At 46.7% G+C, this 20,470-nt stretch carries 26 protein-coding genes; 16 read left to right on the forward strand and 10 right to left on the reverse strand.

Features of this window, described 5'->3' with window-relative positions; translation table 11 throughout:
• Nucleotides 1-86: 86 nt before the first annotated feature.
• On the reverse strand, nt 87-557 hold the full coding sequence (locus tag BGM27_RS04715; protein WP_007408851.1) for a TspO/MBR family protein: 471 nt from the start codon (nt 555-557) through the stop codon (nt 87-89).
• Nucleotides 558-713: 156 nt separating this feature from the next.
• Nucleotides 714-1,433 (reverse strand): TraR/DksA C4-type zinc finger protein, encoded by a 720-nt coding sequence (locus BGM27_RS04720; protein ID WP_007408850.1) that lies wholly within the window; start codon nt 1,431-1,433, stop codon nt 714-716.
• 282 nt (nt 1,434-1,715) lie between these two features.
• Between BGM27_RS04720 and BGM27_RS04725 the strand changes: the two genes are divergently transcribed.
• The 7 genes from BGM27_RS04725 to BGM27_RS04755 all read left to right on the forward strand — a co-directional run bounded on the left by BGM27_RS04725 (nt 1,716) and on the right by BGM27_RS04755 (nt 9,619).
• On the forward strand, nt 1,716-3,131 hold the full coding sequence (locus BGM27_RS04725) for an isochorismate synthase (RefSeq protein ID WP_007408849.1): 1,416 nt from the start codon (nt 1,716-1,718) through the stop codon (nt 3,129-3,131).
• The gene (gene menD / locus BGM27_RS04730) at nt 3,128-4,864 is read left to right on the forward strand and encodes a 2-succinyl-5-enolpyruvyl-6-hydroxy-3-cyclohexene-1-carboxylic-acid synthase (protein WP_007408848.1); all 1,737 of its coding nucleotides are present in this window, start codon (nt 3,128-3,130) and stop codon (nt 4,862-4,864) included. Before BGM27_RS04725 ends, menD begins: the two co-directional genes overlap by 4 nt.
• The gene (gene menH, locus BGM27_RS04735; protein ID WP_007408847.1) at nt 4,852-5,676 is read left to right on the forward strand and encodes a 2-succinyl-6-hydroxy-2,4-cyclohexadiene-1-carboxylate synthase; all 825 of its coding nucleotides are present in this window, start codon (nt 4,852-4,854) and stop codon (nt 5,674-5,676) included. The genes menD and menH overlap by 13 nt, the downstream gene beginning before the upstream one ends.
• A gap of 58 nt (nt 5,677-5,734) precedes the next feature.
• Nucleotides 5,735-6,553: a 1,4-dihydroxy-2-naphthoyl-CoA synthase gene (menB, locus tag BGM27_RS04740; RefSeq protein ID WP_007408846.1), complete on the forward strand. Its 819-nt coding sequence runs from the start codon at nt 5,735-5,737 to the stop codon at nt 6,551-6,553.
• Nucleotides 6,554-6,640: 87 nt separating this feature from the next.
• Nucleotides 6,641-8,104, forward strand: coding sequence for an o-succinylbenzoate--CoA ligase (locus BGM27_RS04745; RefSeq protein ID WP_007408845.1), 1,464 nt, complete (start codon nt 6,641-6,643; stop codon nt 8,102-8,104).
• On the forward strand, nt 8,101-9,216 hold the full coding sequence (gene menC / locus BGM27_RS04750) for an o-succinylbenzoate synthase (protein ID WP_007408844.1): 1,116 nt from the start codon (nt 8,101-8,103) through the stop codon (nt 9,214-9,216). Before BGM27_RS04745 ends, menC begins: the two co-directional genes overlap by 4 nt.
• A gap of 121 nt (nt 9,217-9,337) precedes the next feature.
• Nucleotides 9,338-9,619: a hypothetical protein gene (locus BGM27_RS04755; RefSeq protein ID WP_007408843.1), complete on the forward strand. Its 282-nt coding sequence runs from the start codon at nt 9,338-9,340 to the stop codon at nt 9,617-9,619.
• Here the strand turns inward: BGM27_RS04755 and BGM27_RS04760 are convergent.
• Genes BGM27_RS04760 through BGM27_RS04770 form a run of 3 tightly spaced genes read right to left on the reverse strand, consistent with a single transcriptional unit; the run spans nt 9,600 to nt 12,210 of the window.
• Nucleotides 9,600-9,758 (reverse strand): DUF1540 domain-containing protein, encoded by a 159-nt coding sequence (locus tag BGM27_RS04760; RefSeq protein WP_007408842.1) that lies wholly within the window; start codon nt 9,756-9,758, stop codon nt 9,600-9,602. The genes BGM27_RS04755 and BGM27_RS04760 overlap by 20 nt on opposite strands.
• A 57-nt stretch (nt 9,759-9,815) precedes the next feature.
• A complete protein-coding gene (locus BGM27_RS04765; protein ID WP_007408841.1) occupies nt 9,816-10,856 on the reverse strand; it encodes a cytochrome d ubiquinol oxidase subunit II in 1,041 nt (346 codons plus the stop codon).
• A 22-nt stretch (nt 10,857-10,878) separates the two neighbouring features.
• Complete coding sequence (locus BGM27_RS04770; RefSeq protein ID WP_007408840.1) at nt 10,879-12,210, reverse strand: cytochrome ubiquinol oxidase subunit I; 1,332 nt, start codon at nt 12,208-12,210, stop codon at nt 10,879-10,881.
• A 197-nt stretch (nt 12,211-12,407) separates the two neighbouring features.
• Between BGM27_RS04770 and BGM27_RS04775 the strand changes: the two genes are divergently transcribed.
• A complete protein-coding gene (locus BGM27_RS04775; RefSeq protein WP_007408839.1) occupies nt 12,408-12,656 on the forward strand; it encodes a type B 50S ribosomal protein L31 in 249 nt (82 codons plus the stop codon).
• A gap of 118 nt (nt 12,657-12,774) precedes the next feature.
• On the forward strand, nt 12,775-13,344 hold the full coding sequence (locus BGM27_RS04780; protein WP_003152233.1) for a beta-class carbonic anhydrase: 570 nt from the start codon (nt 12,775-12,777) through the stop codon (nt 13,342-13,344).
• Here the strand turns inward: BGM27_RS04780 and yidD are convergent.
• On the reverse strand, nt 13,341-13,568 hold the full coding sequence (yidD, locus tag BGM27_RS04785) for a membrane protein insertion efficiency factor YidD (RefSeq protein WP_007408838.1): 228 nt from the start codon (nt 13,566-13,568) through the stop codon (nt 13,341-13,343). The genes BGM27_RS04780 and yidD overlap by 4 nt on opposite strands.
• Before the next feature lie 124 nt (nt 13,569-13,692).
• Between yidD and BGM27_RS04790 the strand changes: the two genes are divergently transcribed.
• Nucleotides 13,693-14,166 (forward strand): S-ribosylhomocysteine lyase, encoded by a 474-nt coding sequence (locus BGM27_RS04790; protein ID WP_003152237.1) that lies wholly within the window; start codon nt 13,693-13,695, stop codon nt 14,164-14,166.
• A 114-nt stretch (nt 14,167-14,280) separates the two neighbouring features.
• On the forward strand, nt 14,281-14,724 hold the full coding sequence (locus BGM27_RS04795; protein WP_020954287.1) for a FixH family protein: 444 nt from the start codon (nt 14,281-14,283) through the stop codon (nt 14,722-14,724).
• Here BGM27_RS04795 and ytzI read toward each other — a convergent pair.
• Nucleotides 14,721-14,870 carry a YtzI protein gene (gene ytzI, locus BGM27_RS04800; RefSeq protein ID WP_007408836.1) on the reverse strand — a complete coding sequence of 50 codons (150 nt, stop codon included), beginning with the start codon at nt 14,868-14,870 and terminating at the stop codon, nt 14,721-14,723. The two genes, BGM27_RS04795 and ytzI, sit on opposite strands and share 4 nt — an antisense overlap.
• A 123-nt stretch (nt 14,871-14,993) precedes the next feature.
• Between ytzI and BGM27_RS04805 the strand changes: the two genes are divergently transcribed.
• The 3 genes from BGM27_RS04805 (at nt 14,994) to ytkD (ending at nt 16,599) form a co-directional block, all read left to right on the forward strand.
• Nucleotides 14,994-15,431, forward strand: coding sequence for a Dps family protein (locus BGM27_RS04805; RefSeq protein ID WP_007408835.1), 438 nt, complete (start codon nt 14,994-14,996; stop codon nt 15,429-15,431).
• 151 nt (nt 15,432-15,582) lie between these two features.
• Nucleotides 15,583-15,987, forward strand: coding sequence for a phage holin family protein (locus BGM27_RS04810; protein WP_007408834.1), 405 nt, complete (start codon nt 15,583-15,585; stop codon nt 15,985-15,987).
• A 132-nt stretch (nt 15,988-16,119) separates the two neighbouring features.
• On the forward strand, nt 16,120-16,599 hold the full coding sequence (gene ytkD / locus BGM27_RS04815; RefSeq protein ID WP_007408833.1) for an RNA deprotection pyrophosphohydrolase: 480 nt from the start codon (nt 16,120-16,122) through the stop codon (nt 16,597-16,599).
• Nucleotides 16,600-16,633: 34 nt separating this feature from the next.
• Here ytkD and BGM27_RS04820 read toward each other — a convergent pair whose 3' ends face one another.
• Genes BGM27_RS04820 through BGM27_RS04830 form a run of 3 tightly spaced genes read right to left on the reverse strand, consistent with a single transcriptional unit; the run spans nt 16,634 to nt 19,219 of the window.
• The gene (locus BGM27_RS04820) at nt 16,634-17,446 is read right to left on the reverse strand and encodes an ABC transporter permease (RefSeq protein ID WP_007408832.1); all 813 of its coding nucleotides are present in this window, start codon (nt 17,444-17,446) and stop codon (nt 16,634-16,636) included.
• Complete coding sequence (locus BGM27_RS04825; protein ID WP_007408831.1) at nt 17,421-18,203, reverse strand: ABC transporter ATP-binding protein; 783 nt, start codon at nt 18,201-18,203, stop codon at nt 17,421-17,423. The genes BGM27_RS04820 and BGM27_RS04825 overlap by 26 nt, the downstream gene beginning before the upstream one ends.
• A gap of 11 nt (nt 18,204-18,214) precedes the next feature.
• Nucleotides 18,215-19,219, reverse strand: coding sequence for an ABC transporter substrate-binding protein (locus BGM27_RS04830; protein WP_007408830.1), 1,005 nt, complete (start codon nt 19,217-19,219; stop codon nt 18,215-18,217).
• Nucleotides 19,220-19,357: 138 nt separating this feature from the next.
• Between BGM27_RS04830 and BGM27_RS04835 the strand changes: the two genes are divergently transcribed.
• Both BGM27_RS04835 and BGM27_RS04840 read left to right on the forward strand, forming a co-directional pair.
• A complete protein-coding gene (locus BGM27_RS04835; protein ID WP_007408829.1) occupies nt 19,358-20,131 on the forward strand; it encodes an alpha/beta hydrolase family protein in 774 nt (257 codons plus the stop codon).
• A 57-nt stretch (nt 20,132-20,188) separates the two neighbouring features.
• Entirely contained in the window at nt 20,189-20,431 is a 243-nt protein-coding gene (locus tag BGM27_RS04840; protein WP_003152249.1) for a DUF2584 domain-containing protein, read from the forward strand.
• Nucleotides 20,432-20,470 lie beyond the last annotated feature (39 nt).

Below are 20,470 nucleotides of genomic sequence, written 5' to 3' on the forward strand. Positions count from 1 at the left end.
GGTCACATACCGACAGCTGGCTGCTTAAAGGTGTTTTGATCCCTGTCTCAAAAACGGGGGTCAGTCCCCTATGCAAGGTTTTTTTATTATGCGTTCATAGTGTAAATGGTAAAAGACAGGTATGTGGCAAAAGCGCTCCATAATAAATAAGGGACCAGAAGCCAGGCTGAAGCTTTACTGTATTTACCGGCAATGAGCAACAGAATGAGTGTTGTCACAGCCACAAGCAGGCAATCGATAGATGCAGCAAGCAAATTTTTCTGTGTGAATTGAAAATAGCTGAATCCTTGATTCACGATATAATTGATGAGAAGCATCACCCAAAAAGCTTTGGATTCTTTACATGAAAACTTTGGGTATATCAAGGCTGCTGAGAGCGAAATAAGCGCAAACAAAACCGCCCATATGATGCCGATCACTGATCCGCTCGGCGTCCAGTCAGGTTTTTGCAGCGCGTCATACCATTCACGGTCGATGGGAAAGAGAACCCCCGCTAAAGAAAACAAGACATATGTAATGATAAATACAATAATCGCACCGATATACTTCTTTTTCATTTGTTCCCTCCGTCATTCAATGTCAATACGTTAGTTCCCTTTTTTGGAAATATTAAACCTTTTAAAAGGTTCATGCACCATTAAGTGTATGAGTTTTCAATGTGAAAATGTAGCAAACCATTTATTTGTATTCAAAAACCCCGGCAGGCCGGGGTTTTAATCAGCATGAAGATCGCCAAAGGTCGTCATAATTCCTTCTTCGTCCAGTTCCTGTTCATATTTTTCGTGTGCTTTGCTCGGATACACGGAAATGTTTTTTCCGGTAATATCTGTCGCGATAAAGTTTTCATAATCCTCAGCATAGCCGATGTTTTCTTCTGAGTTCATTGTCATATCCCCATAGCTGAGCGGAGGATCCTCTAAATCCTGAGGCGTTTCTGAGTTTCCGTATTCCTCAACATCCTGATAAGCATCTTCACTATCGTAAGTCGCCCGGATTGATTCATCATCATCAAATTCAAACTGTCCGAACGGTGTTTCCTCTTCAATCGGCCTGTCTTTGGAAACGGCATCCTGCGAGGAATATTCCGCCAATGTCGTAGCCGTCGGCAGAGCTTCGAGTCTGTCATAAGGAATGTCCTTGCCGCTGACTTCACATGTGCCGTATGTGCCGTTTTCAATTTGTTTCAGAGAGTAATCAATGTCGCGAAGGTGTTCCCGTTCATGGTCGAGCAGAGCCAGGTCTTTTTCCCGCTCGTATAATTCGGTCGCCTGATCGCCGGGATGATTGTCATAGGAAGACAATTCGCCGGATGACTGATACGGGAATTCATCAGCTAACTGAAATTGATCATTTTCTTTAAAGCGGCTTAAAATATCATGTCTGGCTTCTTCCAATTCTTTTTTTAAGTGTGTGATCTGTTCGTTTGTAAGCACATCAATCCCTCGTTTCTATGTGATGCTTACTGTTAGTATGAACGCTTTTGCGCAGAAAAATGGTGGATAAAAATAGTCATTTTCCCATGAGGAAGTAAAAGGATACAGTGATTGCCGAGAGTGGGGAAAGAAAATTCAAGTTTGTTTCTTTATTCATTTGCGCAAAAAGGTTTATAATAAGAAATGCAGGCATTTTGTCGTGCTCACATCTGTGTGTTTGACACAAAGTCATCACAGGTGTATTGTATTAAAAGCATTTAACGGATTATGGAGGAATGTCTCATGGTGACAACGGTGCAGCATACGTTCCGAGAGGAAGCAGATCATGCATTACATAAAGCCAAACAAGTCAACCATGCTGTCTTATTGAGCTATTCAAGACGTATTGCGTCTTTAGACCCTCTATCATTTTTCAAAGACGGAGCAAAAAAATATAAAGGCAAACGATTTTTTTGGTCAGAACCCGGTAGTGAATTAACAATAGTCGGTCTTGGCACAGAAGCGCTGTTCCAATCGAATGAAAAAAATGGAAAGCGTTATCACGACGTTTTTGAACAATGGGAGCGCTTTAAAAAGACGGCTTTTCATATTCATGAAGAAGAAGAGGCGGCGCATACCGCGGTCGGCCCTGTCTTATTCGGAGGTTTTTCATTTAATCCCGCTGAAGAGAGAGGAGACGAATGGAACGGGTTCGAAGAAGGACTGTTCTTTATCCCCTCACTCATGCTGACAAAGACGGCAGATGGTGATTATTTAACCGTCAATCAATGGGCGGCAGACGGTAATCAGGCAGAAGATACGCTGAAACGTCTGAAATCTTTTTCGGAAGCTTTTTCAGTTTCTTCAATCGAGTATGAAGAATATCCTGTTTTAACAAAAGCGGAAGAACTTGATGTGGAAAACTGGCTTGAAGCCATTAAAACAGCAACAAATGATATGAAAGCAAATCAATATGATAAAGTCGTGCTGGCAAGGGAAGTCGTTTTGTCATATGATGGGCCTATTCCGGCGGAGAGCGTTGTCCGCAAGCTTTTGACGGACCAAACGACAAGCTATGTTTTTGCGATTGAGCAGGGAGATAAATGCTTTGTCGGCGCTTCACCGGAACGGCTGATCAAAAAATCCGGCAAAGACGTTATGTCCACCTGTCTGGCAGGTTCAATTAAGCGCGGAGAAAATCAACAAGAAGATGAGCGTCTCGGCAAAGAGCTGCTGCATGACGAAAAAAATCTCGCGGAACATGATTTTGTGGTTCAGATGATACACGATTCTTTCTTGTCGAGCTGCAGCGATGTGAAAAAGCCTGCAGGTCCGCAATTATATAAAACAAAAAGTGTTCAGCATCTATATACACCGATCACAGGCCATCTTAAAACGTCCGCTTCGCTGTTTGATTTAATTGAAAAGCTGCATCCCACACCGGCATTGGGCGGAGCTCCCCAGCAGAAAGCTGTTGAAGTTATCGCTGATATTGAACCGATGACACGCGGATGGTACGCGGCACCGATCGGCTGGATGGACGGCAGGGAAAACGGAGAATTTGTCGTGGCTATCCGATCAGGGCTGATTGAAGACAAAAGTGCGCGGCTTTTCGCAGGCTGCGGCATTGTTGAAGATTCAGATCCGCAATCAGAATATGAAGAAACACAAATTAAACTAAAGCCGATGATCTCTGCTTTAGGAGGTGAAAGGCTTTGACAAACCCGATTACACATTATATCGGAAGCTTTATTGATGAATTCGCTCTATCGGGTGTCACCGACGCAGTTGTTTGCCCGGGGTCGAGGTCAACTCCCTTGGCGGTTTTGGCGGCGGCCCACCCGGATATTCAAGTCCATATACAGATTGATGAACGATCCGCAGGTTTTTTCGCACTCGGTCTTGCAAAAGCCCGCCAGCGTCCGGTCATGCTGATTTGTACGTCAGGAACGGCGGCGGCTAACTTCTATCCGGCCGTGATTGAAGCTCATTATTCAAGAGTGCCTCTTATTGTCCTGACTGCTGACCGGCCTCATGAATTGAGGGAAGTGGGGGCGCCTCAGGCGATTAACCAGCATTTTCTGTTCGGTAACTTTGTTAAGTTTTTCACAGACTCGGCTCTGCCTGAGGAAAATCCTCAAATGCTGAGCTATATCAGAACATTGGCCGGCAGAGCCGTAAGTGAAGCCGGGAAGCGCCCGATGGGGCCAGTCCATATCAATGTGCCGCTCAGAGAGCCTTTGATGCCGGATTTATCAGCCGCACCTTTTGATAGAATGAGAAAGGGGCGGCACGTCTCAGTCACAACAGGGATTCAGTCAGCTGATCAAGATTCTCTCTGTCATATTACAGAGCGTCTTGCGGGGACCGAAAGAGGTATGATCGTCTGCGGCGAAATTCACGGTGAAGCAGAAAAGCAGCAAATCATCGCGCTTGCCGAGATGCTTCAGTTCCCGATTTTGGCTGATCCGCTTTCAAACCTCCGAAACGGGGAGCATGATAAGACGCTGATTATTGATGCTTATGACTCGTTTTTAAAAGATGAAGAAATAAAAGAGGCGCTGCGTCCGGACGCTGTGATCCGCTTCGGTCCGATGCCGGTTTCCAAACCGCTCTTTTTATGGCTCAGAGATGATCCTGCCATTGAGCAGTTTATCGTCGATGAAGACGGAGGATGGAGAGATCCCACCCAGGCCGGCGCGCATATGATTCATTGCCATCCGTCTGTGTTTTTGGAAGCGGTCCGTTCAGCTGAAACCGGAAAGCGGCCGTCCGGATGGCTTGAGAAATGGCAGTTTGTCAATGAGCGTTTCCGGAGTCATTTACAGGACGCGAGCATGGATGATTTATCATTTGAAGGAAATGTATATCGTCAGCTTCAGTACCTTGTCCCTGAAGGCAGTTCGATTTTTGTCGGAAACAGCATGCCGATTCGCGACGTGGATACGTTCTTTGAAAAACAAGATCGCTCCTTCCGTGTCTATGCCAACCGCGGCGCTAACGGAATTGACGGAGTTGTCTCCTCGGCTATGGGACTGTGTGAAGGTACAAAAGCTCCTGTCACGCTTGTAATTGGAGATTTATCGTTTTACCATGATTTAAACGGGCTGTTAGCGGCTAAAAAACTTGGAATTCCGCTTACGGTTATTTTAATAAACAATGATGGCGGCGGGATTTTCTCGTTTTTGCCGCAGGCATCTGATAAGACTCATTTTGAAGAACTGTTCGGTACGCCGACGGGTCTTGATTTCCGGCATGCCGCCGCACTGTACGGCGGGACGTATACTTGCCCTGAGACATGGGAAGCATTTAAGGATGCGTATCAGCCGCAGGCGGACAAGCCCGGACTTCATATAATCGAGCTGAAAACAGATCGGACATCAAGAGTTCAATTCCATCGCGATCTGCTGCAGGCCGCAGTGCGGGAAGTGAAAAAAGAATGGAAACTGTAACTGTTAAAACGGCCGACGGCGTGTGCTATCGTGCTGCTGATAGCGGACACGAATCATCTGAAGCTATTGTTTGTCTGCATGGATTTACGGGCAGCAAAGAATCATGGATGTTTTTACGCGGCATGTTTCCCGGCGAACGAATGGTGATGATTGACTGCCTGGGTCACGGGGAGACAGACGCGCCTGTGCAAGCGGCAAGGTACAGTGCGAGCCGGCAGGTTGCGGACCTTGCCGCCGTTTTTGATCAATTAAAACTTCACAAAGTGAAACTTATTGGTTATTCTATGGGGGGAAGACTTGCGTATTCCTTTGCACAGGCATTTCCGCATCGGGTGTCAGCGCTTGTTTTGGAAAGTACAACCCCGGGCCTCAGCACGCTTCAGGAACGCAAAAAGCGGATTCAGTCAGACCGGAAGCTTGCTGACTTTATATTGCGGGAAGGTATAACATCGTTTGTCGATTATTGGGAGGGCATTCCGTTGTTTGCCACGCAGCTTTCTCTGCCGGACAGCGTAAAGGCGTCCATCCGTGCCGGCAGGATGAAAAATAATCCGTCCGGACTTGCAGGCAGCCTGCTCGGAATGGGGACGGGCTCACAGCCTTCCTGGTGGGAGGCATTACACCGCATCAAAGCACCCGTTCTGCTCATATGCGGTGAATGGGATGAAAAGTTTTGCGCTATTAATCAAAAGGTGCATAACCTGCTCCCATCAAGTAAAATAGAGGTTGTCAAACAGGCGGGGCACACGGTACATGTGGAACAGCCGCGAATTTTTGGTAAGATAGTAAGTGAGTTTTTATACGGCTTGTAAAGCATAAAGAAAATAGCTTTTCGGCCGGACTCAGGCAAAAATGAAGGAGGTCATATCAATGGCTGCAGAATGGAAAAGTGAACGTCAGTACGATGAAATCCTGTACGAGACGTATAACGGTATTGCAAAAATAACAATTAACCGCCCGGAGGTACATAACGCATTTACTCCTAAGACGGTATCAGAAATGATTGACGCGTTTGCTCGTGCGCGTGATGACTCCAATATTGGTGTCATCGTTCTTGCGGGAGCGGGAGATAAAGCATTCTGTTCAGGCGGAGACCAAAAAGTCCGCGGTCACGGCGGATATGTCGGAGACGATCAGATCCCGCGTCTGAATGTGCTTGATCTTCAGCGTTTGATCCGCGTTATTCCTAAACCGGTCGTAGCAATGGTATCAGGCTATGCCATCGGCGGAGGCCATGTGCTTCATATCGTCTGTGATTTAACGATTGCGGCCGATAACGCGATTTTCGGCCAAACCGGACCGAAAGTGGGAAGCTTTGATGCCGGTTACGGCTCAGGTTACCTGGCGCGTATCGTCGGACATAAGAAAGCCCGTGAAATCTGGTACCTGTGCCGTCAATACAACGCGCAGGAAGCGCTCGACATGGGGCTTGTCAATACGGTTGTCCCATTAGAGAAACTTGAAGAGGAAACAATTAAATGGTGTGAAGAAATGCTTGAGAAAAGCCCTACAGCCCTTCGTTTCCTTAAAGCGGCATTTAACGCAGATACAGACGGCCTCGCCGGAATTCAGCAATTTGCAGGAGATGCAACGCTTCTTTATTACACGACTGACGAAGCGAAAGAAGGCCGCGATTCCTTTAAAGAGAAACGCAGTCCCGATTTCGGTCAATTCCCTCGTTTTCCGTGATCAGATGACACTACGAAACAGCTTGAGCCGCTCTGGTCCAAGCTGTTTTCTTTTCAAAAACAGTACTTTTACCTCGGAGATGATAACATGCTGACAGAACAGCCGAATTGGCTCATTCAAAGGGCTCAGCTGACACCAGAGAGAATCGCTCTCATATTTGAAAACAAACAGATGACATTCAGAGAATTATATCATGCTTCTAAACAAATGGCCGCGCGGCTGTCCAAATACTGCTCGCTTAAAAAAGGAGACCGGGCCGCGATTTTGCTTTCTAACAGACCGGAAATGGTTTATGCCGTTCACGCTTGCTTCTTATTAGGGGCGGAAGCTGTGCTGTTGAATACGAAGCTCTCAAAACAGGAACGGTTGTTTCAGCTCGAAGATTCACAGGCGAAGCTTTTATTGACGGAGGACGGTTTTTGCCGCGAAGATTATGAATCTGCGGTCGCCGCTGCGGATGTGGACGAGCTGCAGGCCAAAGCCGCGGGAGACATGGAGCCGAAAGCTTATGTAACGCTTGATGATACGGCGACTCTTATGTATACGTCAGGAACAACGGGAAGGCCGAAGGGGGTGCAGCAGACTTTCGGTAATCATTATTCCAGCGCTGTATCGTCTGCGCTGAATCTGGGGGTCACGGAGCGGGACCGCTGGCTTATTGCGCTGCCGCTGTTTCATATCAGCGGTCTGTCTGCGCTGTTTAAGTCGGTCATTTACGGCATGCCTGTCGTGCTTCATCAAAAATTTTCTGTCACTGATGTGCTGGACAGTATCAGCTCCCATCAGGTCACGATCATTTCAGCGGTGCAGACCATGCTTTCGGGCCTGCTTGCGGAAACTGAACAATGTCCTGAATCACTGCGCTGCATTCTGCTTGGCGGGGGTCCGGCACCGCTGCCGCTCCTCGAAGAATGCCGCAGGAAACAATTTCCGGTATTCCAATCTTACGGCTTGACTGAAACCTGCTCACAGATTGTCACGCTTTCTCCGGAATTCAGCATGGACAAGCTCGGCTCGGCCGGTAAACCGCTGTTTTCATGCGAAATTAGAATTGAAAAAGACGGAAACCCTTGTGCGCCGTTTGAACACGGTGAAATTACGGTGAAAGGCCCGAATGTAATGAAAGGGTATTATCATCGTGACGACGCGAACCAGGCCGCTTTTCATAATGGATGGTTTAAAACGGGCGATCTTGGCTATTTGGATGATGAAGGGTTTTTATACGTGCTGGACAGGCGGTCGGACCTCATTATTTCAGGCGGAGAAAACATCTACCCGGCAGAAGTGGAAGCGGCGCTGCTTGCCCATCCGGCTGTAGCGGAGGCCGGTGTTTCGGGAGCCGAAGATCCGAAGTGGGGGAAAGTGCCGCATGCTTTTCTCGTGCTGACTTCTTCTGTCAGTTCTGAGGAGCTGACCGCCTTTTGCCGTGAGCGGCTTGCAAAATATAAAATACCGGCTGCTTTTTTCGAGGTTGACGGGCTCCCGCGGAACGCGTCCAATAAACTGATGAGACATCGGCTGAATGAGCTTCGTAAAGGAGAATTGTCATGATTAAGATTGAAAAAATCACCCTTTATCATGTAAGTATGAGGCTGAAAAAACCGTTTAAAACAAGTATTGAAACGCTGCAGGACCGTAAATTTTTGATCGTGGAAGCGATCGATGAAACCGGGAGAACCGGCTGGGGGGAGGTATCGGCGTTTTCTTCTCCGTGGTATACAGAAGAAACGATTCAGACATGCGCGCATATGCTGAGAGATTTTTTCATCCCAAATGTCGTAGGCCGCGAGTTTTTCCATCCGTCAGAAGTGCCTGACAGTCTCGCGCGTTTCAAAGGAAACCGCATGGCAAAAGCGGGGCTTGAATCAGCCGTGTGGGATCTATATGCCAAGAAAAAGGGGATATCTCTCGCAGAAGCCTTAGGGGGCAAAAGAGATAAAGTGCCCGCCGGCGTGGCGGTGGGTCTGGCTTCGGCTGATGAGATGCTTCGGGAAATTGAGCAATACGTAAAAGAAGGTTATCAACGTATAAAAATAAAAATTCAGCCCGGCCATGACGTTGATCTGGTCAGATCCATCCGCAGCCGTTTTCCGAACGTACCGCTGATGGCGGATGCCAACTCGGCATATGAACTGAAAGACATCAGCAGGCTGAAAGAGTTGGATGAATTCCAGCTCATGATGATAGAACAGCCGCTTCAGGCAGATGATATTGTCGATCACCGCCACCTGCAGAAACACTTGAGAACCGCGGTATGCCTTGATGAAAGCATATGCTCATATGATGACGCAAGGCGGGCGATTGAGCTTGGGAGCTGTAAAATCATTAACATAAAACCGGCGCGTGTAGGAGGCCTGACAGAGGCTTTAAAAATACATGACTTATGCAGAGAGCATCACATGCCGGTTTGGTGCGGCGGAATGTTTGAAACCGGCATTTCGAGAGCGCAGACAGTCGCGCTTGCTTCGCTGCCGCAATTTACGATACCGGGTGATATTTCCTCATCAGACCGATACTGGGAGGAGGATATTGTCACTCCCGACATACGTATCGAAGAGGGATTCATCTCTGTTCCGGACGGTCCCGGACTGGGTGTTGAAGTCAATCAGGAAATAATGAGAAAATACGTCACCCAAATGGACGTTTTTACGACAAACAACTGATAAAAAGACATTTCAGCGAGTTGAGCTGCCTGTATGCTGCTGTTATATTGAAATTGTTCATTATCACCCCTTCCCCCGTTTGAACCGGCTGTATCAGCCGGTTTTTTAATAGGCGGATGCGATGATTTTTTTATTCTTCAAACAGTGTCGGCTTTACATCGCAGGTGTTGCTTTCTGGCTGGGCAAACATGTACATCTTGATAAAAAATTCTGTGCTTGTCATGAATGCGATACTGATCGTACCGTCTGCCGCCTATATTTGCCGACGAACCGCCTTTCTGCCATGCTTCTCATCCGCGCGATTTTCTCCGGCTCAGGGGCTGATTTCAAAAAGGCTTGCGGCGCGGAAATGAAAAAGAGCTGTATAAAACAGCTCTTTTCTTTTATAAATCATGCGGTTTAAAGGTTTTGCAATCCGTTTCTTCACTTTTTTCAGCGGTTTCGCCTGTATGGCTGACCACATAAATCGCGTCGGCCGTGCATTTGTTTCCTCTGCCCCAATATGAACAGTTATTGACTTCACACAGAATTTTTTGGTCCATGCTGGCTCCCCTCCAAGATAAAAGGTACGCCATTAGTATGAGCCGCCCTGATTTTTGTTATTCCTCCTGGCGGATATAACGTCTGTCTTTCATAAAGAGCTTCCAGAAGAAATAAAACCCGGGAAACAAAATGATGAAAGCGACGATATACGTCATAAACAGCGCCCTGAAGGTTGCCGGCTCCGTAAATCCTGACATGACCGTAATATCCGGATAAATCATATAAGGAAGATGCGCCCGTCCGTATGCATAGCTTGCCAGAAAGTATTGAAGCGCAATGGCGATCATGGCGATTCTCGGTTTGCCGAGGTTGCGGCCGAAGCGCTTATTCGGCAAAAACAGAGCCACGCCGGCAATGATAAATGTGATGACAGACAGAATGAGCCATGTCTTGTCTTTCATCATCCCCGTATACAGCCAGCCGGCTTCAGAGCGTAATGTCAGCATAATGAAGAAGGCGAAAAGAAGCGACAGCGGCCCTGTTAGTAAAGAGCTCCGTCTGTAGATGCGGTACGCATGCTCCTCTTCCGCAACATTTGAAAAATCGGCCAGAAGCAGTGAAGATAAAAATAAAGTGCTTAAAATGGCAAAGCCGATAAACGCATACGCATTAAGGCTTGTAAAGACATTTGCCAAATTCAGTTGATACACTCCGCCCGTCTTCTCAATAAACCCTCCGTGTGTGACCGGAAGGACCAAAATCAGCACAGCGGGAATAATGAAGCCCGAAATTCCGGAGATATATCTCATGATTTTTCTTTCCTTCGCCGTATTGGAGAAAACGAGAAAGCCGCTGCGGATGGCTAAAAGCAGCAAAATAATACTCCCCGGGATCAATAAAACGGTTCCCAGCACGAAGGTTGCCCCTGGAAAGAAGCTGAATAGGGCGACAACGATTGCGACGATAAAGACGTTGGTCACTTCCCATGTCGGGGACAAATAACGGTTGGCGATGTTTGTCGCCTTTGTTTGTTCTTTATTTAAATAAATCATCGACCAAAAGCCGGCTCCGAAGTCCATCGTTGCCATGACCGCGTAGATAAACACGAAGCCCCATACGATTGATATCGCAATGAGAGCATCCATGGTAATGTCCATTTTAATTCAGCCCTTTCTATAGTTAGGATTCCGCCGCTTTTACATCCTCCTCAACGGGATGTTTGCGGAAATAATAAAGCAGCACATAAATGACTGCGGCTGCCAAAATGGCGTAAACGACCGTAAACAGGATGAACAGCAAACCGATTGAACCGGTTGTCGTGACGACATCAGACGTTTTCAAGAGATGGTAAATCACCCATGGCTGCCGCCCCGTACAAGCGAATATCCACCCGAATTCAATTCCGATCAGACTGAGCGGTCCTGCGGTTAAAAATAAAATCAAAAGCCAAGTCGGAAAGCTGTCTTTCTTTAAAATTTTTCTCCACACGATGCCGATGATTGAGTACAAAATGAGCAGCATTCCGATGCCGACCATTCCGTTAAACAGTGTATGGATGAATAAAGGCGGCCACTCGTCTTTCGGAAACGCGTTCAATCCTTTGACGACGGTATCAAAGCTGTTTGCAGCCAAAAAGCTTAAAGCCCACGGCACTTCTATCGCCCATTTTACTTTTTCTTCTTTTGCATCAGTAAAACCCCCGATCGCAAGCGGAGCGTGTGATCTAGTTTCAAACAGCCCTTCTGCGCCCGCAAGCTTCTCAGGCTGGTATTCGTAAAGAAGCTGGGCTGACTCGTGACCGTTTAAAGAGGCAATAATGGAGAATATCCCGCCGATCGTTAAGGCGAGCAGCAGCGCTTTTCGGTGAAAGCGGTATACCTGCTCCTGTTTTCTCGTTCTCAGCATTTTATAAGCCGCAACTGACGCAACGATAAATGCCCCGGTCATGAAAGCCGTCAGAACGACATGGCCCGCGGTGGTGAAAAAGCTTGGATTAAAAAACGCTGCCCACGGTTCGACGTCAGTGATTTTGCCGTTTGAAATTTTAAAGCCGGCCGGCGTTCCTTCAAATGCGTGAACATTTGTGATTAAGACGGCAGATGCCGCGGCGCCGATCAAAACGAAAATAACGGCAATGATGCGCATCGCCGGAGTCAGCCGGTCAGCGGCGTAGACATAAATGGACATAAACAGCGCTTCGATAAAGAAAGCATAAATTTCAATCTGAAACGGGAGTGACATCACCCTGCCGATGACCTCCATGAATCCGGGCCACAAAAGGGCAAGCTGTGTACCCGCGATCGTTCCGGTCGGTATCGCCACGCCGAGCAGAACAGCCTGCGCCTTCGTCCACCTTTTCGCCATAATGGCATAATGAGGATCTTTTGTTTTTTGATAAATCAATTCAGCCATTAAAATCATCAGAGGCAAGCCGACACCAAGCGTCGCAAAAATAATATGAAAGCCCATGGTTGTCCCGAACAGACTTCTGGCTAATACTAAATCATCCACGATCATAAACCGCCTTTCTAAATTACCGTTTTATGTAATGTGGTTATATTATTTGCTGAAGCGATTAGATTATTCTTCCGATTCCATATATGTGCAGGGTTTAGAAATCAAGGGATCAGGGCATATATGATTGACAAGCGGATATTTAAGGTTTAAAATAAAACGTAATTATTACGATTTGAGAAAGGGAGATCAGCATGAAAAAAGATATTCATCCGGATAACCATCAAGTGATTTTTCAAGATGTGAACAGCGGCTATCGCTTTTTAAGCCATTCTACGAAAACGTCAGCGGAAACGGCAGAGTGGGAAGACGGAAAAACATACCCGCTGATTAAAGTGGAAGTCAGCTCAGATACCCATCCGTTTTATACAGGCCGCCAAAAGTTCAACGAAAAAGGCGGGAGAGTCGAACAGTTCAACAAAAAATACAATATGGGAAAATAAGACAAGCCCAATGGGGTTTGTCTTATTTATTGAGCACTTTGTCATCTCGTGCGGGGAGTGACGAAATGACCCGTCTTATGTTATATTGTGAATAAAAAAGCAGAAAGGAAACACCAAGATGAGTCTTCTAAACGATATCATGCAATTTAATGAGCAGTTCACTAAAAACAAAGATTATGAAAAATACCAAACATCTAAATTCCCGGATAAAAAAATGGCGATTTTGTCCTGTATGGACACACGTCTTGTAGAATTGCTTCCGCATGCGATGAATATGCGAAACGGCGATGTGAAAATTATTAAAAGTGCCGGCGCGCTTGTCGCCCACCCGTTCGGAAGTATCATGCGCAGCCTTTTAGTGGCCGTATACGAATTAAACGCCGATGAAGTCTGCGTTATCGGCCACCATGATTGCGGCATGAGCAAAATCAACAGCGAGGATATGCTCGATAAAATTATCGACCGCGGTATTCCGAAAGAGCGGATTGACATGCTGAAGCACTCAGGAGTTGATCTTGATCAATGGCTGAAAAGCTTTGATTCAGTAGAAGCGAGTGTTACAGACAGCGTAAACGTCATTAAACACCATCCGCTATTCCCCGACAATGTGCCGGTGCACGGTCTGGTGATTGATCCTGAAACCGGTAAACTTGATCTGGTGATCGACGGCTACCAGCATATGGACTAATGTTTTTGTTTTTTGTCCGGTACGGGATCAACACCGCCCGGATGAAAAGGGTGGCACTTTAAAATCCGCTTCAGTGTCAGCCATCCGCCTTTTAATGCGCCGTGAGTCTTGACGGCTTCGATTCCGTACTGTGAACACGTCGGATAAAAGCGGCATGACGGCGGCGTCAGCGGAGATATGAACTTCTGGTATCCGCGGATGAACGCAATCATTATGGTTTTCATCAAAAAACCACCTTTCTGATGCTAGTATAGAAAAAAAATTTCAGATTGAAAAGCTTCCGCCACAATTCTTATCGGAAAACTGTGTTATAATGGATGCATATTCTGAAAAAAAGGGAGTGCCATTATGCCTTCAGTAGAAAGTTTTGAGCTTGACCATAATGCGGTTGTGGCTCCGTATGTAAGACATTGCGGAGTGCATAAAGTCGGAACAGACGGCGTCGTGAATAAGTTTGACATTCGCTTCTGCCAGCCGAACAAACAGGCGATGAAGCCGGATACGATTCATACGCTTGAGCACTTGCTTGCGTTTACGATTCGCACACATTCTGAGAAATACGATCACTTCGACATCATAGATATCTCACCGATGGGCTGCCAGACAGGCTATTATCTTGTTGTCAGCGGCGAGCCGACAGCGGAAGAAATTGTAGACCTGCTTGACGCTACGCTGAAAGAAGCCATCGATATTACGGAGATTCCGGCGGCCAACGAAAAACAGTGCGGCCAGGCGAAACTTCATGATTTAGAAGGCGCGAAACGCCTGATGCGTTTCTGGCTGTCACAAGATAAAGAAGATTTGCTGAAAGTGTTCGGATAAAAAACAGGCCTTTTTGCTGACATGCAAAAAGGCTTTTTTACATATTTCTAAAAAATGTCACACCTTATGTGTAAGCGTTTGCTAAAATAGAAGCAAACATAAAGGAGTGATGGGATGAAACGGGCTGTATTGGCAGGTATGTGCGGTATGGTATTTCTATTATCTTCCTGCGGGGGCAATTCGGACAAAACCTCCGCGGATGAAGAGCCTAAAGCGCTTGAGGTCAAGCTTACAGGACCGGAAACGACTGCACCGCATGAAAAAGCGGAATACAAGGCGGAAGTTTTTTACGGCGGCAAGCGTGTCACGGATGCGGATGAAGTCATGTTTGAAGTATGGAAAGAAGGAAAAAAAGGCAGCAGCAAAACAAGCAAGGCCAAGGAGGAAAAAGGGGCGTATCACCTGCGGACTGAATTTGATGAAGAGGGTGTGTATACCGTTCAATCCCACGTAACGGCAAAACAGCAGCATAATATGCCGACTGTAAAAGTGCGTGTCGGGGGTGCTGAAGCTGCCGATGATTCCTCCGGCCATGAGGAACAGACGCATCATCATTAAGGATTTTTTTTATCCGTCAAGCCTTTTGATGCGTCCTCCGGCGGGTCAATCGTATGTTTTACATTATAAGCTCTTACAGTCGACCAGATGGATAAAAGCAGCACGGCGAGCACGATAAGAAAGCCGAAGCTCAGAAGAAGCAGCATGAAATCCCTCCTTTTTAACAAATCATAACATATTTTCCATCCGTAAAATCAAGGGCTAAAAATTTTGTTTTAACACACGATATATAGGGTATATCAATAGTAAACCAAAGGAGGAAGATAGGCATGTCAGAAAAACTATTGGACGCAGTCAATAAGCAAGTTGCAAACTGGACGGTCATGTATGTGAAATTACATAACTATCATTGGTACGTCAAAGGGAAGGACTTTTTCACATTGCATGAAAAGTTCGAGGAGCTGTATAACGAAACGGCTACATATATTGATGATCTGGCAGAACGTCTGCTGGCATTAAACGGCAAGCCGATCGGCACAATGACGGAATCATTGAAGACAGCGTCTGTAAAAGAAGCGGAAGGCAATGAGAGCGCAGAACAAATGGTACAGAACATTTATGATGATTTCACTGTCATTGCGGAAGAGCTGAAAAGCGGCATGGATCTCGCAGATGAGGTAGGAGACGAAACGACCGGTGATATGCTGCTTGCCATTCACCAGAATATCGAAAAACATAACTGGATGCTGAAAGCGTATTTGGGATAATCAACAAGGGAAGACCGGGGCTATAAAGCACTCGGTCTTTTATTTGGCTGCCGAAGAGAGGTGTTGTCCATTTTTCTGAAAAATCCAGTCCGTTCCATTCACTTTTCATAGAATAATGTAAGGCCGTTTCTGTGAAAGGATGTTGGATCAAGTGGGCAAAGACTTTGGCATCTTTTCGTTTTTTGCAGTGATCGTGTCGGCAGCGGGGTTTTTCTTCGGAGGTTTTCAGTATTCGTTTCTGATTTTGCTATCGGTCATGGCGATTGAGTTTATCAGTACAAGCTTAAAAGAATCTCTTTTGCAGCAGCTGAGCGCAAGAAAGCTTTTTGCGCGGCTGGTCAAAAAAATCGTGACCCTGGCATTAGTCTCAGTTTGCCATTTTTTTGACCAGCTGCTTCATACCGAAGGCGCCATCCGTAATTTGGCTATCATGTTTTATATCTTATACGAATCGGTTCAGATCGTGATTACGGCAAGCTCGCTGGGCATACCGGTTCCGCAGGTGCTCGTCGACCTATTGGATACTTTGAAAAATAAATTCAAGCGCAAACCGTAACATTTGCTTCAAAGGAGGCTATACTAGCGGGTATGATGGTTTTCCTCTGAATTTTTGATAAAGGGCTTCCGAACAAACGCAACTGTGGTATGATGTATGGAAGATATGAAGGAACGGATTAGAGGGATAAACATGTACGAGTTTAAAGACTATTATCAGAACACTGTTCAGCTCTCCTTTGAACACCAGCCTTTTTCAGACAGCCCGAAGCACGTATGGGTCATATGCCGATATGGAGATAAGTGGCTTTTGACTGAGCACGAAGACCGGGGGTTTGAATTTCCGGGCGGAAAAGTGGAGCCGATGGAATGTGCGGAGGAAGCGGCCCTGCGCGAGGTGAAAGAAGAAACCGGCGCCGCGGTAAGACATCTGAAGTACGTCGGACAGTATAAAGTTCTCGGCAGGGAAAAGGTAATCGTGAAGAATATTTATTTTGCCGATATTGAAAAGCTTGAACAACAGGCTGACTATTTTGAAACAAAGGGGCCGGTGCTGTTCAGCGAACTGCCGGAGAATCTCCCGCGAAATAAAAAATTCAGTTTCATTATGAAAGATTCGGTGCTTCCGATCAGTCTGAAAAAGCTGAAAGAGGACGGCGTATTTCAATCATAAAAACGAAGACCCGGCGTTTACGCACGGGTCTTTTTTAAATTTTTCCTTTCGTCCATTTTCTTTCTAACAGTTCGACTCCCTGATACATCAATGTCGCAAAAATTGCGATGATCAGAAGGCTTAAGAACACAAGAGTGAAATTGAAGACCTGGAATCCGTAAATGATCATGTAGCCCAGACCTTTTTCGGAAACGAGAAACTCGCCGACGATGACACCGACCCAGGATAAACCGACGTTCACTTTAAGCGCGGAAATAATCGCGGGAGCGCATGCCGGCAGAATGACTTCTTTAAACATGATGCTTCTTTTCGCTCCGAAGGTTTTCATCACTTTAATATAGTTTTCATCCACTTCCTGAAAAGCCGTAAAGACGACGATTGTCGTGATAATGACACTGATGACTGCTCCCATGGCGACAATGCTTGTGAAATTCGGTCCGAGTGCCACGATGAGAATCGGTCCGAGTGCGACCTTCGGCATCGCGTTTAAAATGACGAGGTACGGGTCTAAAACCCGGGCGAGCCTGTTTGACCACCATAACAGAGCGGCGAGGCATGTGCCGAGAAACGTGCCGAGCAAAAAGCCGAGAACGGTTTCCCCTAAGGTTACGCCGATGTGCGCCGCAAGGGATCCGTCCGCAATCTTTTCAACTAAAAGCCTGCAAACGGCGGAGGGTGAGCTGAAGATTAACGGATCGATCCAGCCCGCCCTGCTCGATATTTCCCATCCGGCAAAAAATACGATAAAAATGGCGGCCTGATACGCACGGATCCGGAGCTTTTCTTTTTGGTGTCTTTTCTTAAACTGCTGATGAAGCTGTTCAATCGTTCCGCTGCTGTTTTTCAAGGGAATTCAGCTCCTTCCATATGGTTTGAAACAGCGGCTGAAAGGCTGGATCCTGACGCGCGTCAAACGGATCTAAAGCCGCGAGCTCCTTAGGCACGGTGAATATTTGGTGGATGGTGCCCGGCTGATTCGAAAATAAATAGATCGTATCGCTCATGGCGATGGCTTCACCGATATCGTGGGTGACGAGCACGGCGGTTTTTTGAAAATCCTTTAATGTTCTGAAGACAAGGTTTTCCAAGGAAAGCTTCGTTTGAAAGTCCAGCGCGGAAAACGGTTCATCAAGGAGCAGCAGTCCCGGATCTGGCGCAAGAGTTCTGGCAAGTGCCGCCCGCTGCCGCATCCCGCCTGACAGCTCTTTCGGGTATTTCTTTTCAACGCCGATTAATCCGAGCTTAGGCAGAAGGCTGAGAACTTCAGCTCTTTTTTCTTCTGTTAATGTTTTTGAAATGTGTAAACCGAGCAGCACGTTTTCCTCAATTGATTTCCAAGGAAATAAATAATCCTGCTGAAGCATATAACCGATTTGGTGTTCTTTATGGTTCGGCACGCTTCCTTCAATCAGCACCCGGCCTTGCGCAGGGGTGATAAGGCCGGCCAGAATGGACAGGAGTGTTGTTTTTCCGCATCCGCTCGGCCCGAGAAAGGAGATGAAATCCCCTTTTTCAATCTGAAAATGTATATCTTTCACGGCGGTTGTCTTTTCTTTCAGCGAGAAATAAGTATGTGTTACATGATCCACATGTAAAAAAGACATTCATGTTCCTCCTATTGTTCTGAGGTGACTTTTTTGGCGATTTTTGTGTTGACGAGTTTGCTGTACGGAATGTGTTTCGGAAGCTCTCCGGCCTCATCCATAATAGATTGAAGCTGTTCCCATTCATCCTTTTGCAGAACTGGGTCTGCAGAGAATGACTTTTGTTTTTTATATCGCTCTATTGATGTTTCGATAATGGCCGGATCGGTATCGGCAAATTCCTTCTGAATCGTTTTTGCGATGTCTTTGGCCGGATGGCTTTCCACCCATTGCTGGGCGCGATAGATGGCGCGGGTGAATTTTTCCGCCGTCTTTTCATTGGTTTTCAAATAACTTTCTTTTGCCATAAAGGTTGTGTATGGCATTTGGCCGGAAGCTTCTCCGAAGGATGCGACGATATGGCCGATGCCTTCTTTTTCAAATTGGGATGCCGTCGGTTCAAACAGCTGCACATAATCACCCGTTCCGGATGCGAATGCGTTGGAAATATTGGCGAAATCAATGTTTTGAACGAGGTTAATGTCTTTTTTCGGCTCTATGTGATTCTTTTTCAGGACGTACTCACCGGCCATTTGGGGCATGCCGCCTTTTCGCTGGCCGAGAAATGTTTTTCCTTTTAAATCGCTCCATTTGAATGATTTCTCATCCTTCCGTGACACGAGAAATGTGCCGTCCGTCTGTGTCAGCTGCGCGAAGTTGATGACCGGATCTTTTGCTCCCTGCGCCTCCACGTAAATGGATGTTTCAGAACCGATCAGCGCGATGTCTGACCCGTTTGACAAAAGCGATGTCATTGTTTTGTCTCCGCCCCATGTTGTTTGAAGTGACACTTGGAGCCCTTCTTTTTTAAAGAAACCTTTTGCTTCAGCGACATACAGAGGCGTATAGAAGATGGAGTGTGTGACTTCCGCCACCTTTACCTTTGTCAGACTTTCTTCCTGTCTGCAAGCCGGAAGAATGAGCAGGAAAAAGGCGCATATGACAAAAACGCAGCCCGTTTTGAGCCATTTGTTCACGGTGTAACCTCCTTGTTTTAAGCGTTAAAATAACCTTTTCTGCTTTACATATCGTATGATGGGTATAAAAAATGTGTGAGTGCCCATATTCACGTTGGGAAAGAATAAAAAAACTGATGATATAAGGAGGCCATTGTTTTGCTGGTAGAAAAGAAAAGGTTCCCGTCTCCGAGTCCGCATATCCGCCTCTTTGAGGTATGCTATGAGTCAGAAGGGCTGAAGGTAAAGGGGCTTCTTGCCGAGCCTGCGGCGCCGGGAACATATGACGGTTTTTTATATTTGCGCGGCGGCATAAAAAATGTCGGCATGGTACGCCCCGGAAGAATCGTTCAATTCGCTTCCCAAGGCTTTGTCGTGTTTGCGCCCTATTACAGAGGCAACCAGGGCGGCGAGGGAAATGAAGATTTTGCGGGAGAGGACAGAGAGGACGCGTTTTCTGCTTTCCGCCTGCTTCGGGAGCATCCGAACGTCAGAGAAGGGCGGGTGCATATTTTCGGTTTTTCCCGGGGCGGAATCATGGGGCTTTTGACCGCGATTGAAATGAGGCATCAAGCGGCTTCGCTCGTTTCATGGGGCGGTGTGAGCGATATGGTGCTTACTTATGAAGAGCGGAAGGATATGCGGCGGATGATGAAGCGGGTGATCGGAGGCACGCCGAAAAAGGTGCCGGATGAATACAGATGGCGTTCGCCGTTTGAAAACGCAGACCGCATTCAGGCCCCTGTGCTGCTCATCCATGGAGAGAATGATGAGAATGTTTCGATCGAACACGCCCGAATGATCGAGGACAAGCTGAAAGAGGCGGGGAAACCGGTGGAAACTTGGTATTACAGCGGTTTTACGCATTATTTTCCGCCGCAGGAAAACAGACGCATTGTCCGGCGGCTGGCGGAATGGATGAAGACACGGTAAGATGCCTGATTTATGATATGATAATAAAGAATAAGAGAATGAAAGGGGATTTTCATTTTGGGAATGCCTGTTGAATTTAATACCATGATTGTGACAAAAGGCAATGAAAAACGGATAGAGGAAAATATCTTTTTATTGGAGAAAGAGGGCTACCGCGTCTATCCTCTTGATATTCCGATGGACGTGCGCAAAACGAAAACCGGCGAGAAATCCGGCACCGGCGAGGTCCAAAAGCTCGAATGGGCGAACGGCCGGACAAGCATTACATACAGACTCACGTCGCTCCATTCGACAAACTGAAAAAACAAAAGCCGAGGGCATAAACGCCCTTGGCATTTT

The sequence above is a fragment of the Bacillus sp. FJAT-27001 genome, from assembly GCF_019039175.1.
Taxonomy (GTDB): domain Bacteria; phylum Bacillota; class Bacilli; order Bacillales; family Bacillaceae; genus Bacillus; species Bacillus velezensis.

What these genes read in the sequence shown, in the direction of transcription:
- BGM27_RS04715 (WP_007408851.1), bottom strand. Translation starts at nt 557, where the DNA reads ATGAAAAAGAAGTATATCGGTGCGATTATTGTATTTATCATTACATAT.
- BGM27_RS04725 (WP_007408849.1), top strand. Translation starts at nt 1,716, where the DNA reads ATGGTGACAACGGTGCAGCATACGTTCCGAGAGGAAGCAGATCATGCA.
- menH (WP_007408847.1), top strand. Translation starts at nt 4,852, where the DNA reads ATGGAAACTGTAACTGTTAAAACGGCCGACGGCGTGTGCTATCGTGCT.
- menB (WP_007408846.1), top strand. Translation starts at nt 5,735, where the DNA reads ATGGCTGCAGAATGGAAAAGTGAACGTCAGTACGATGAAATCCTGTAC.
- BGM27_RS04745 (WP_007408845.1), top strand. Translation starts at nt 6,641, where the DNA reads ATGCTGACAGAACAGCCGAATTGGCTCATTCAAAGGGCTCAGCTGACA.
- menC (WP_007408844.1), top strand. Translation starts at nt 8,101, where the DNA reads ATGATTAAGATTGAAAAAATCACCCTTTATCATGTAAGTATGAGGCTG.
- BGM27_RS04755 (WP_007408843.1), top strand. Translation starts at nt 9,338, where the DNA reads ATGATTTTTTTATTCTTCAAACAGTGTCGGCTTTACATCGCAGGTGTT.
- BGM27_RS04760 (WP_007408842.1), bottom strand. Translation starts at nt 9,758, where the DNA reads ATGGACCAAAAAATTCTGTGTGAAGTCAATAACTGTTCATATTGGGGC.
- BGM27_RS04765 (WP_007408841.1), bottom strand. Translation starts at nt 10,856, where the DNA reads ATGGACATTACCATGGATGCTCTCATTGCGATATCAATCGTATGGGGC.
- BGM27_RS04775 (WP_007408839.1), top strand. Translation starts at nt 12,408, where the DNA reads ATGAAAAAAGATATTCATCCGGATAACCATCAAGTGATTTTTCAAGAT.
- BGM27_RS04780 (WP_003152233.1), top strand. Translation starts at nt 12,775, where the DNA reads ATGAGTCTTCTAAACGATATCATGCAATTTAATGAGCAGTTCACTAAA.
- yidD (WP_007408838.1), bottom strand. Translation starts at nt 13,568, where the DNA reads ATGAAAACCATAATGATTGCGTTCATCCGCGGATACCAGAAGTTCATA.
- BGM27_RS04790 (WP_003152237.1), top strand. Translation starts at nt 13,693, where the DNA reads ATGCCTTCAGTAGAAAGTTTTGAGCTTGACCATAATGCGGTTGTGGCT.
- BGM27_RS04795 (WP_020954287.1), top strand. Translation starts at nt 14,281, where the DNA reads ATGAAACGGGCTGTATTGGCAGGTATGTGCGGTATGGTATTTCTATTA.
- ytzI (WP_007408836.1), bottom strand. Translation starts at nt 14,870, where the DNA reads ATGCTGCTTCTTCTGAGCTTCGGCTTTCTTATCGTGCTCGCCGTGCTG.
- BGM27_RS04805 (WP_007408835.1), top strand. Translation starts at nt 14,994, where the DNA reads ATGTCAGAAAAACTATTGGACGCAGTCAATAAGCAAGTTGCAAACTGG.
- ytkD (WP_007408833.1), top strand. Translation starts at nt 16,120, where the DNA reads ATGTACGAGTTTAAAGACTATTATCAGAACACTGTTCAGCTCTCCTTT.
- BGM27_RS04825 (WP_007408831.1), bottom strand. Translation starts at nt 18,203, where the DNA reads ATGTCTTTTTTACATGTGGATCATGTAACACATACTTATTTCTCGCTG.